Annotated in this window: 7 protein-coding genes; all 7 read right to left on the bottom strand. The window is 68.5% G+C overall.

What is annotated here, in order from left to right:
• Positions 1-58: 58 nt before the first annotated feature.
• Genes glgX through glgA form a run of 7 tightly spaced genes read right to left on the bottom strand, consistent with a single transcriptional unit; the run spans position 59 to position 12050 of the window.
• Complete coding sequence (gene glgX, locus RI032_RS18110) at positions 59-2179, bottom strand: glycogen debranching protein GlgX (protein ID WP_322547430.1); 2121 nt, start codon at positions 2177-2179, stop codon at positions 59-61.
• Positions 2166-2336: a DUF2934 domain-containing protein gene (locus tag RI032_RS18105; protein ID WP_080352942.1), complete on the bottom strand. Its 171-nt coding sequence runs from the start codon at positions 2334-2336 to the stop codon at positions 2166-2168. Before RI032_RS18105 ends, glgX begins: the two co-directional genes overlap by 14 nt.
• On the bottom strand, positions 2305-4878 hold the full coding sequence (treY, locus tag RI032_RS18100) for a malto-oligosyltrehalose synthase (protein ID WP_322547429.1): 2574 nt from the start codon (positions 4876-4878) through the stop codon (positions 2305-2307). Before treY ends, RI032_RS18105 begins: the two co-directional genes overlap by 32 nt.
• Positions 4875-6719 (bottom strand): 4-alpha-glucanotransferase, encoded by a 1845-nt coding sequence (locus RI032_RS18095; RefSeq protein WP_322547428.1) that lies wholly within the window; start codon positions 6717-6719, stop codon positions 4875-4877. The genes treY and RI032_RS18095 overlap by 4 nt, the downstream gene beginning before the upstream one ends.
• On the bottom strand, positions 6716-8434 hold the full coding sequence (treZ, locus tag RI032_RS18090) for a malto-oligosyltrehalose trehalohydrolase (protein WP_322547427.1): 1719 nt from the start codon (positions 8432-8434) through the stop codon (positions 6716-6718). The genes RI032_RS18095 and treZ overlap by 4 nt, the downstream gene beginning before the upstream one ends.
• Complete coding sequence (locus RI032_RS18085; protein ID WP_322547426.1) at positions 8431-10665, bottom strand: 1,4-alpha-glucan branching enzyme; 2235 nt, start codon at positions 10663-10665, stop codon at positions 8431-8433. Before RI032_RS18085 ends, treZ begins: the two co-directional genes overlap by 4 nt.
• Positions 10662-12050, bottom strand: a complete 1389-nt coding sequence (glgA, locus tag RI032_RS18080; RefSeq protein ID WP_425603864.1) for a glycogen synthase GlgA — start codon at positions 12048-12050, stop codon at positions 10662-10664. Before glgA ends, RI032_RS18085 begins: the two co-directional genes overlap by 4 nt.
• Between the last annotated feature and the right edge of the window lie 486 nt (positions 12051-12536).

Raw genomic sequence — 12536 nt, 5'->3', positions numbered from 1 at the left:
CCGGGCAAAGGCCCGGCGCTGGCCAGTCATCGCAACACGGCCCGTACGCGCGCTGCCGTCAGGCGCTGCTGCTTGCCGCCAGCAGGCACAGGCTGCGCGGCGGCAGCGTCCAGGCGCCTTCCTCATCCGGCTCCAACGGCGTTTCGTCGGTCTGCAGGAGTACGCGCCGGAACGACAGGGCGTCGTCTGACACACAGAACCGCTGCGGCTGCTCCCCGGCGTTCAACAGCAGGGCCAGGCTGACATGCCGCCCGGGCTCGCGCAGGCCACTGTCCGGACTGCGACCGTCCAGTACGATCAGTAGCGCACGCAGCCCTGCGTCATGCCAGTCCGCTTCCTCCATGCCGCGACCATCTGGATGCCGCCAGTCGATATCGCGCAGGCCCAGCGCCTCATCGTATTCGCCGCGCAGGAACCGGTTCCGGCGCAGCAGGCCGTAGCGCCGGCGCAGTGACAGCGCCCGCCGCACGAACGCCACCTGCGCCTGTGCAGCCGGCAATGCTGCGCGCTCCCAGTCGATCCAGCTCAGCGGATTGTCCTGGCAGTAGGCGTTGTTGTTGCCCTGCTGCGAATGGCCGAACTCATCGCCGGCCAGCAGCATGGGGGTGCCCTGCGCCAGCAGCAGCGTGGCCAGCAGGTTGCGCATCTGCCGCGCACGTACGGAGAGGATCGCCGGATCATCGGTCTCACCCTCCACGCCATGGTTGCTGGAAAGGTTGTGCGAATGGCCATCACGGTTGTCTTCGCCGTTGGCTTCGTTGTGGCGGTCGTTGTAGCTCACCAGATCATGCAGCGTGAACCCATCGTGTGCCGTTACCAGATTGATGCTGGCCGACGGCCGCCGGCCGTGGTGCTCGAACAGGTCGGCCGAGCCGGTGAAGCGGGTAGCGAATTCCGGCAGCTGGCCGCCATCGCCGCGCCACAGTGCGCGCACCGTATCTCGGAAACGGTCATTCCATTCGGCCCAGCCCGGCGGGAACTGGCCCAGCTGGTAGCCGCCCGGGCCGATGTCCCATGGCTCGGCAATCAGCTTCACCTGGCTCAGGATCGGGTCCTGGCGTACCGCATCGAGGAAGCTGCCTGAGGCGTCGAAGCCATGCCGTTCGCGGCCGAGGATGGTTGCCAGGTCGAAGCGGAACCCATCCACCCGCATCTCGGTCACCCAGTAGCGCAGCGAGTCCATGACCATGCGCAGCGCACCGGCATTGGTCAGGTCGAACGTATTGCCGGTACCCGTATCGTTTATGTAATAGCGGCGATCATCGGCCAAACGGTAGTAGCTGGCGTTGTCGATGCCCTTGAACGACAGCGTAGGGCCCAGCTCGTTGCCTTCGGCCGTGTGGTTGTAGACCACATCCAGGATCACTTCGATGCCAGCATTGTGCAGCCGCGCGACCATCTGCTTGAACTCGGCCACGGTGCCCAGCGACAGGTAACGCGGCTGCGGCGCGAAGAAGCCGATGGTGTTGTACCCCCAGTAGTTGCGCAGCCCGCGCTCGAGCAGCTGCTGGTCATCGACGTAGGCGTGCACCGGCAGCAGTTCGATGGCGGTCACGCCCAGATGGCTGAGGTGGTCGACCACTGCGTCATGGCGCAGGGCAGACAAGGTGCCACGCTCGGCCTGCGGAACATCGGGGTGTTGCATGGTCAGCCCGCGCACGTGCGCTTCGTAGATCACGGTCCGGTCCCAGGGCGTGGCAGGTGATCGCTCGGCACCCCAGCTGAAGGCCGGATCGATCACGGCACAGCGCGGCATGTAGCTGGCGCTGTCGCGGCGGTCGAAGCTCAGGTCGCCATCGCGGTGGCCCAGGGTGTAGCCGAACAGGTGGGGGGCCCACTTCAGTTCGCCCACAATCTGCTTGGCGTAGGGGTCCAGCAGCAGCTTGTTGGGATTGAAGCGATGGCCTTCCTCCGGCGCATAGGGGCCATGCACCCGGTAGCCATAGCGCTGGCCGGGCCGCACGTCCGGCAGGTAGCCATGCCAGATCTCGTTGGTGTACTCGGGCAGCGCGATGCGTTCCATTTCGCGGTTGCGTGCATCGAACAGACAGAGTTCAACCCGGGTGGCATGCCGCGAGTACAGCGCGAAGTTCACACCCAACCCGTCCCAGGTCGCTCCCAGCGGGAAGGGCCGGCCTTCGCGCACGCGCGAGGTCTGCGTCCACTTACGGCTCGCCATCGGTGCCCTCCTCCCCGCGCGCGGCGGCAATCTCGGCCTCCACCAGCCGCTCGGCCATGTGCCAGTGCCGTTGCTGCTGATCATCCGGGCGCCCTTCTGCCTCCCAGATCTGGTGGGCCAGTGCCTCAATCCGCTGCCGTCGTTCCCTGCTGTCCATCCCTACCTGCCTCCTCGTTGATCCATATCGCCAACGGGCTGCCAGCCAGAAGCCTGGCCACGTCCGTGGTTGCGTTGAAATGTTCGATACGCCCGTCAAGGACGTTGCGCATGGGGCCTGTCGGCACCCCACGCAGCGTCACATCGCTGCCGACGTCGCGCGGCGCATGCAGGCTTGGGCCAGGCATGGCGGTGGGCGAACCACGCCGCACGACCACCAGCAGCATCTGCGCCTGATGCCTGCGCGTGAACGCCAGCCACGGTGAGCGCACCGGCGCCGACAGCGGCTGCAGCGCGCCGTGCAGGAACAGCTGCGGGTGCCTGCGGCGGCAATCCAGTAATCGCCGGAGTAGAAATGCCTTGATCCCACCGTCCCGCCAGTCCTCCAGCAGCGCGGGCCACGCGCGCGCATCACGCAGCCACGCCTGCCGCGCTGGATAATCCACGGCGCGCCGGTTGTCCGGGTCCACCAGGCTCAGGTCCCAGCCTTCACCGCCTTGGTAAAGATCGGGCACGCCGGGAAGGCAGTGCTGCAGGCACAGCTGTGCCAAACCGTTGCAGGCGCCCGCCGGCGCGATGCGCGCCACGAAGGTCGCCAGCGCCTCCCGCACCGGCTGCAACGGCGCTCCATCCAGCAGCGCGTGCAGCCACTTCGCGGCGGCCTCCTCCACCGCCACGTTGGGATCGGACCAGCTGCTGACCCGTTTGCCTTCGCGCAACGCCTTGGTCAGCCATTGCACCATCCTCGATGCGAAGTCGGCGCCCGGGTTACCGTGCATCGGCCACGCGGCCACGAGCGCCTGCCACAGCGCATAGGCCTCGCCACCCGGCAACGGCATCGACGCGCCAGCGCGGGTCGACATCCGGCTCCAGCGCCGCACAGCGTCCCGCCACTCGACCGTGCAGGTGCTGAGAACCGCAAGACGCGCCCGGCTGTCGGCCCCGCGCTTGTGATCGTGGGTCGCCAGCGCAAGCAATGCCCGCGGATGGCGCTGCAGGCGTCCCACTGCGTGTTCCAGCAGCTCGCGTCCCTCCATGCCCAGCCGCTGCGGATCACTTCCGACTTCGTTGCGCGACAGCAGCCTGAAGTAACGATAGAAGCCTGTGTCCTCCACCGACTTGGCATTCAATGGCGCGGCCAATTGCCCGAATCTCACCCGCAGCGCGCGCTCGGCCTCCGCCTCGCCGGGAAATGCCCGCAGCAGCAGATCCAGTGCCGCCTGTGCCGTACCGTCCAATGCCTCACGTGCTGCCACGGCAGCGTCCACCAAGGCCTTCCGTTCACCCGCATCCTGCAGCGAATAGGGGCGGTAGGTACGGTAGTGCCGCAGCAGCGCGGCCAATGCACGGGTCAGCGCAGCGGCTCCGATATCGGCTTCGGCCAGCCGGGGCTGCAGGACCCGCTGCGCGCTGCGCAGTAGTCGCTGGAAGTCGGCGTGAAACGATGTGCGCAGCAGCATGCCGCGGGCATCCTGCTGCACGTTGTCAAATACGCGCGCGTCGCCACTCGCCGCTTGCCAGGCGCGGGAGAGCGCGGGTGCAGCCGACGGATCATGCAGCCACGCGCCAACCTGGTCCATGAAGTCATAGCCCGTCGTGCCGTCGCAGACCCAGCCATCGGGCAGCTGTTCGTCCTCCGCCAGTATCTTCTCCACATGCAGGCTGACGGCCTGCGGGTCACGACCGCCGGCCGCGCAGGCCGCGTCGAGCGACGCCCGCAGGTGTTGCAGATAGGCACCGGGTGACGACAGGCCATCCACGTGGTCGATGCGCAGACCGTCCACCCATCCCTCGCGTACCAGCCGCAGCGGCAGCACATGCACTGCCTCGAACACATCCTGGCGCTCCACCCGCAGCGCGGCCAGTTCGTTGATATCGAAAAAGCGCCGGTAGTTCACCTGATCGTCCGCCGTGCGCCACCAGGCCAGCCGGTAGTGCTGCCGCTGCAGCAGCGTGTGCAACCGTTCGACGCTGCGGTTGCAGCGTTCCGCCCATGCCGGCCACTGCGCGGGTGCCAGCGGATGGCTGCGCGGAGACAGCGGCAATGCCAGCCCGTGATGACGCAGCGTCGGCCGCTCATCGTCCACTGCCACGCGCAACACGCCATCACGCAGGGCGTCGTGCAGTGGCCGGTCCAGTACAGGCAGCCAGAGCCGGCCCTCGCAGCCCGGCGCCTCCCACTCGATGTCAAACCATGCTGCGTGCGGGCTTCGAGGCCCGTGCATCAGCACATCGTTCCACCAGGGCGTCTGCGGGGATGCCGCAAGATGGTTGGGTACGATGTCCAGGATCAGGCCCATGCCATGCGCGCGCGCCGCTGTCGCCAGTCGCTGGAAGGCTTCTTCGCCGCCCAGTTCCGGATTGATGCGGGCCGGGTCGATGCCATCATAGCCATGCGTGGACCCGGGCATCGCAGCGCTGATCGGCGACAGGTAAAGGTGGCTGACGCCCAGCACGGCGTAGTACGGCAGCTGCGCGGCAGCGGCCTCGAAGTTGAAGCCTGCATGCAGCTGCAGGCGTGCGGTGGCACGCAACCGGGTCATCGTCCCGCCTTGCGTCGCGTGGCACTGAATCGGGCAATACGCGCGTCGGCCGCGTCCGGATCCCACGCAAGCGGCAGGCGTCGACGCCAGTTCGGGTGACCGTTGACGGTACCCGGCAGGTTGACCTGCGCGCGGCGGCCCAGCGCATCTTCCAGCGGGAGCAGCGCCAACCGTGAAGGTGCGTGCGCCACCAGTGACAGCGCACGCGCTTCCAGCGTCGCGCCCTCGCCCCGGGCGACTGCCGACAGCGCCCGCACCTCTCTGGCACGCGCGTGCAGCGCCGCGGGAAGCTCGGTCAGCTCACCCAGGCGTGCACGCCAGCGCAGATCGCGCCCGCGCAGCCAGCCGGCCAGCGGCGGCAGATCATGGGTGGAGGGCATGGCCACCGCATCGCGGCGCCACCGTGGCGCCGGCAGGAAGCGCTCACCGTTGCGGGCGAACGGGAGCACCTCAAGCCCCAGCACGCCACGGGCTGCCAGTCGCTGGCGGATACCCGGAGGAACCACGCCCAGGTCTTCGCCAATCAGCACGCAGCGATGGCGCCACGATTCCAGCACCAGCAGGTTGATCAGATCATCGAACGGATAGCGCAGGTACACCCCCTGCCCTGCGCCCGCGCCACGAGGCAGCACCCACAGCCGCTGCAGGCCCAGGATGTGGTCGATGCGCAATCCGCCTCGACCCGCCATCACGGCGCGCAACACGCGGATGAACGGGTCAAACCCCTCGCGCTGCAACGCAGAGGGTGACCAGCTGGTGATCCCCCAGGCCTGGCCCAGCGGGTTGAACGCATCCGGCGGCGCGCCCAGCTCGAGGACCTGCAGCAGGCGATCGCCGCCGGTCCGGGCCTCGACGCCCTGCGGTGCGCAACCCACTGCCAGATCCGCGATCAGTCCGATCGACGCGCCGTCGTCGCGCAGTCCCGCCTGCACCTGCGCCCAGCCTTGCCGCGCCAACCACTGGGCAAACGCATGGTCGTCGGCGCTTCCAGTGAATCGGTCGGCGGCGTGCTGGCAATACCGCAGCAGGGGTTCGCCCTGCCCATCACACCACGTCTGCATCTGTTCGTACTGTGCCGGCGCCTGCTGCCGCAGCCATTGGCGCACTTGGCGCAGCCAGCGCCACTTCACTGCCGCCGAGTGCGGCCAGTCGATGCGGCGTGCTGCGGTAGCCGCTTCAACGGCCATCGCCAGTGCTTCATCCTCGCGCAACACGCTGCTGGCGGCCTCCGGCAAAACCTGCGGCAGCGACACCTGCAGCGGGTCGAGCCAGCGCCGGTCGCTGGGCGAGTAAGGACTGTAGCCCGGGCCCGGTGGCAGGCCGGCGTGCAGCGGACTCAACGCCAGTGCATCGCCGCCGTGACGGTGCAGCAGCTCGCGCCACCGCGCACAGCCGGCGCTGTCACCGATGCCGGCATCACCGGGCGCGCGCAGGCTGTAGACCTGCGCCGACAGACCCCAAGCGCGCAGCATGCCCTGCGGCCACCAGGCACGCTGCGGTGACACCGCAACCGCCTGTTGCTGCCCGCCCTGGCGCCACTGCCAATAGCCTGGCTGATCCGGAACCCGCCAGCGCCCTTGCGCATCGGTGCGTGCCGGAAGCTCCGCTCCCTGCTCATCCACCCAGCACGCCGCGCCCACTGCCTCAGGCATGGCCAGGAGCTGACCACAGCAGGCGGTGAGCAACGGGTGGGACCCCGGCGCACCGTCGCACGCGAACTCCGCCAGCACGGCGCGCAGCACGTCCGGCGCAACCTCGCGCTCTGCTCCAGCCACGTCGGTCCAGCGGACCAAGAGGCCCGCACGGCGGGCCGCCTCCCGTACCGCCGCATCCGTATTCATGCGGCGATCCAGCGCGCAAGCGCACCGCCGCCTGCCGGCAGCATCGCGGCCGCATCCGGCCCCACGACGCACTCGCCGGCCGGCATCGCGTGGGCCACCGGCGACGGACCCACATTGATCGCGATCCACCACTGGCCCGTTGGCAACTGCCAGCCCGCCTGCACCGCGCCCTGGCCCAGCACGCGCGCGCCCAGCGACCGCGCCTGCAGCAGGCCAGGCTGCAGATAGCGCCTGCGCAGGGCGAGGAACTCACCCGTGCAGCGAAGCCAGTGCTGCGACGAGGGATCATCGCCGGGTGGCAGCGTGTACGAGGCCTGCAGGGTCGCCGGGTCGTTCGGGTCCGGAATGCGCGCGCGCGAGGCGGGATCGGCAAAGGCGCTGAAACCCGCGAATTCGCGGCGACGTCCCTCGCGCACGGCCTCGTCCAGCGGTGGCGCGTAGTCGGTGAAGAACAGGAATGGCGATTGCGCCTGCCACGGTTCGCCGATGAACAGCAGCGGGATCATCGGCGTCAGCAGGGTCAGGGCCAGTGCCGCGCGCAGCGGCGCAGGATCGGTCAGCATCGACAAGCGCTCGCCGAAGGCGCGGTTGCCCACCTGGTCGTGGTTCTGCGCGAATACCACAAAACGCGCGGGCGACAGGTCAACGCTGGGCTCGCCACGGGGATGGCCGTGCAGGTCCGGCTCGCCCTGCCAGGCGAATCCTTCGGCCAGGCAGCGCGCCAGGAGTGCTTCGGCGCGCCCGGCATAGGCCGCGTAATAGCCTTCCTGCTCGCCGGTCAGCATCACATGCAGCGCGTTGTGGAAGTCGTCGTTCCACTGCCCCTGATAGGCGCCCCGCAGCCAACGCGCCTGGTTGCGTTCGTTCTCCAGCACCAGGTGCGCCTGCGGCACCGCAGCGCGTACCTCATCGGCCAGCTGCTGCAGGAATCGGTCATCGTCAATGGCGTGCACCGCATCCAGGCGCAGGCCGTCGAAGCCGTAATCGCGCAACCACATCAACGCGTTGTCGACGAAGAAGCGCCGCACCCATGGCTGGCGGAAGTCGATGGCCTCGCCCCAAGGGGTGGTGCGGTCGTCACGGAAGAACCCCCGTGCATAGTCGCGCAGACGGTTCCCCTGCGGCCCGAAGTGGTTGTAGACCACATCCAGCAGCACCGAGAGCCCTGCATCGTGCGCCGCGTCGACAAAGGCCTTCAGCGCGGACGGACCGCCATAGGCCTGCGCGGGTGCATACGGGAACACGCCGTCGTAGCCCCAGTTGCGGCCACCGGGAAACTGCGCGACCGGCATCAGTTCAATGGCGGTGACGCCCAGGGCCGCCAGCATCGGCAGCTGCGCGGTCAACGCCGCGAAGCCGCCGCCGGCCTCGATGTGCACTTCATAGATCACCAGGTCCTGCCAGGCATGCCCCTGCCACGTGGGCTGTGCTCCATCCGTGCCAAGCACCACCGCGCTGTCACCATCGACGCCGTCCGGTTGCCAGCGCGAGGCCGGGTCGGGCACGTCCTGGCCGGACGGCAGGCGGAACCGGTAGCGGTCACCATGCGACGCCTGTGTCCGCAGCCAATGGCAGCCGTCCGGGTCGCGGTGCATCGGCCGCAGCACGCCCTCCAGGCGCAGCGCCATGGTGTCTGCGTCCGGTGCCCACACACGGAACTCGACACCTTCACCGTCCACCGGCCAAGCGCCCAGGCGCGGAGCCACTGTGGTCATGCATCAACCTGCAGATACAGCGTGGACAGCGGCGGCAGGGTCAGCCGCAGCGACTGGGCGTGACCATGCATCGGCCTCGGCTCGGTATGCACTGCACCGAGGTTTCCCGCATTGCCGCCACCGTAGTAACCGCTGTCGGTGTTGAGCCGTTCGGTCCAACACCCCGGTTGCGGCACGCCGACCCGGTAGCCGTCGCGACGCACCGGAGTGAAGTTGCTCACCACCAGAAGGGTGCGGCCGCTACCGGCAGGATCCCGGCGGATGAAGGCGTAGACGCTGTTGCGGCTGTCGTCGGCCACGCTCCAGTCGAAACCGCGTTCGTCGCGTTCGTCGCGATGCAACGCAGGTTCGGAACGCAGCACGGCATTGAGGTCGCCCACCAGGCGTGACAGGCCCTGGCCCTCACTGCTGGCCGCCCGTACCCAGTCCAGTGCCGCATCGTGCGACCACTCCTGTCCCTGGCCGAACTCGCCGCCCATGAACAGCAGTTTGCTGCCCGGGTGCGCCCACATGAAACCGTAGTACGCGCGGAGCTGGGCCAGCCGCTGCGCCGGCTCGCCCGCCATCTTGGCCAGCAGCGCCCCCTTGCCGTGCACCACCTCGTCATGCGAAAGCGGAAGCACGAACCGTTCGGAGAAGGCGTAGACCAGGCCGAAGCTGATCTCACTATGATGATGCTGGCGATGAACCGGATCGCGCCCCAGGTACTGCAGGGTGTCGTGCATCCAGCCCATGTTCCATTTGTGGGTGAAACCAAGTCCGCCCTGCTCCACCGGCGCGGTCACCCCTGGCCACGCGGTGGATTCCTCGGCGATCACCAGCACGTCCGGAAAGCGCTCGCGCAGCGTCTGGTTCATCCGCCGCAGGAACGCGACCGCCTGCAGGTTCTCGCGTCCGCCCTGCTCGTTGGGTATCCACTCCCCCTCGGCACGGCTGTAATCCCGGTACAGCATCGACGCTACTGCGTCCACGCGCAGACCGTCGATATGGAAGCGCTCCACCCATTCCAGCGCACTGCCGATCAGGTAGGCAGCCACTTCGTTGCGGCCATAGTTGTAGATCAGCGTGTCCCAGTCGGCGTGCACGCCTTCGCGCGGGTCGGCGTGCTCGTACAGCGCGGTCCCATCAAACCCGGCCAGGCCATGGGCATCGTTGGGGAAGTGCGCGCTCACCCAGTCCACGATCACGCCGATGCCGGCCTGATGGCAGCGGTCCACGAAGCGCGCGAAGGCCTGCGGCGTGCCGTGGCGCGCCGTCGGCGCGTAGATCCCCAGCGGCTGGTAGCCCCAGGAACCGCCGAAGGGATGCTCGCTCACCGGCAGCAGCTCGATGTGGGTGAAGCCAAGCCCGGCCACGTACGGAATCAACCGGTCGGCCAGGGCATCCCAGTCCAGCGGCGCGCCCTCGTCGCTGCGCTGCCAGGAGCCCGCATGCACCTCGTAGATCGACAGTGGCGCGCGGGTTCCGGCGTGGGGACGGGCCGCCATCCATGCGTCATCGTGCCACTCCATCCGCCCCGCAGAAGGCACCCGCGAAGCAGTCGCGGGAGGCAGCTCGGCCCAGCGCGCCATCGGATCGAACTTGTCGGGCATCACCTGGCCATCAGCGCCGACAATGCGGAACTTGTAACGGGCGCCCGGCTGCACGCCAGGCAGGAACAACTCCCAGACGCCAGCGGTATGCCGCAGACGCATCGGATGGCGTCGGCCATCCCAACCATTGAAATCGCCAACCACGGCAACCCGTCGCGCATTGGGGGCCCATACCGCGAAGCGCACCCCGTCGATGCCCTGCAGCTGCATCGGCAGCGCGCCCAACTGCCGCGCTGCATCAGCATCACCGGCATGGAAACGCTCCAGCAGCGCCTCATCCAGCAGCGGACCGAAGGAATAGGCATCGTGTATCTGTTCCACACCCTGCTCGAAATGCAGGGCGAGCAGCGGCACGGGCGCTTCACCTGCTGCACCTTCGAACAGGCCAGGCAAGGGGCCCGGTTGCAAGTCCCAGCGCCGCTCCGGGCCCGCAATCACCTCCACGCGACGCGCGTGGGGCACCAGAACGCGCAGCTGGCGCTGGCCATCGGGCTGTTGGTGCGGCCCGAGCCAGGCAAACGCATCGGCCGGTCGTGCATGGACGAGGTCCTCCAGCGCCGGCGCGACGCGCTGATCCAATCCCGTCTCCGGGTTCGTCTCATCCTCCAGGGCGGCCAGATGCAGGCTGTCGTGACTCATGCGGCCACCTGGCAGGTCTGCTGGTACAACGCCAGGTAGGCACGCCCCGCCGCATCCCAACCGCCCGGCCGCAGCATGGCCGCGCGGCGCATGGCCTGCAGCAGGCCGGGCAGGCGGAAGGTGCGCATCGCCCGTTCCACGCAGCGGCGCAGGCCGTCGGCATTGGCGCCGTGGAACAGGAATCCGGTTACGCCATCCTCGACGGTATCGACCAGCCCGCCGGTCGCGTGCGCGATGGGCAGGCAGCCGAAGCGCTGCGCGTACATCTGGCTCAACCCACAGGGTTCGAAACGCGAAGGCATCAGCAGGAAGTCGGCGCCGGCAAACATCTGGCGGGCCAGCGCCTCCTCGAAGCCGATGAATGCGCCCACCCGTCCGGGGTAGCGCCGGGCCAGCGCCTGCACCTGCGCTTCCACCTGCGGCTCGCCACCGCCGATGATGACCAGCTGGCCGCCGGCCGCCACGATCTGCGGCGCCACGTCGCAGGTGATGTCCAGGCCTTTCTGGTGCACCAGGCGGGAGACCACCGCGAACAGCGGGCCGGCGGAGGGCGCCAGGCCGAATGCCTTGCGCACCGCATGCGCATTGGTGGCGCGCCCGGTCCACTCACCAATGCCGAAGTGGGCCTTGAGATGGATATCGCGACGCGGGTCCCAGCTGGCGTCGATGCCGTTGACGATGCCACTCAGGTGCCCGCCGGCCGCGCGACGCGCCAACAGATCATGCAGCCCGCAGCCGTCATCCGGGGCGGTGATCTGCTGCGCGTAGCGCAGGCTGACCGTGTTCAGGCGCGTGGCGTTGGTGATCCCGCCTTGCAGGAACGACATCTGCCCGTGGAAGTGCAGTTCATCCAGGTGTTCGGCCGGTACGCCCAGCACAGCTGCAAGCGCGTACGGAAACAGCCCCTGGTACGCCAGGTTGTGGATGGTCAGCAGGGTCGGCACGGTGGTCCGGTCCCAACGCACGTAGGCGGCCGCCATGGCCACGGGCCAGTCGTTCAGGTGCAGCAGCTGCGGCGACCAGTCCAGCCCGGCACGCCCGGCCGCGATCTCCGCGGCCGCGTGTGAGAGCGTGGCGAAGCGAACCGCGTTGTCCTTCCACTCCTGGCCCTGCCCGTCGACGTAGGGCGATCCTTCACGCTCGTACAGCTCAGGCGACAGCAGCACATAGATCGGAAGACCGTCTGCCTGCACCGCCATGCCGATCGTGCACGCCGGCAAGCCGGCCCGCGCGCTGACCTGCCCCACCCGCTGCAACTGTGGCAGGCGCTGCAGTACTTCCGGGTAGCCGGGCAGCAGCACGCGCGAATCACAGGCGCCGCGCACCGCACGCGGCAGGGCCGCGGCCACGTCGCCCAAGCCTCCGGCCTTGATGAAGTCGGCCATCTCGGTCGCGACGAACAACACACGCTGTACCAGTTCCGGCAGCTGCAGTGGTTGCGAGTGGCCACGGCGGGTGCCGATCGGCACGGGCGTGACCGGAGAGATCGCAACGGGTGAAGCGGACTGGGCGGCGCGGGCCATGGGGATGATCTCGGATGCTTCAGGCAGACAGACGCCAGCGGCGCCCGGACGGGCGCTGATGCTGGGAGGGAAGTCGACGCAGGACGTGGGGGACGTCAGCGAGAGGCTCAGGACGACAATAGCCCTGCATGCGATCAACCAACCGTGAAGCCATGGCGATTTCTTTGTGACAAGGTGTCATGAGCTCAGTACACATGACAGGCGCCCGCCTCCCGCCCGTGTCTCTTCCGTAGAGCCGAGCCCGCGCCCGGCTGCTGGCAATCCCGTTTGCCCCGTGAGCCGAGCATGGGCTCGGCTCTACAGAGATTCTTCCTGCGACACCCGGTCGCAGGCCATCGTGCGCCCCAC

This window comes from Stenotrophomonas geniculata (genome assembly GCF_034508895.1).
Taxonomy (GTDB): Bacteria; Pseudomonadota; Gammaproteobacteria; order Xanthomonadales; family Xanthomonadaceae; genus Stenotrophomonas; species Stenotrophomonas geniculata.
This window is presented reverse-complemented; position numbering and strand designations above follow the sequence as displayed.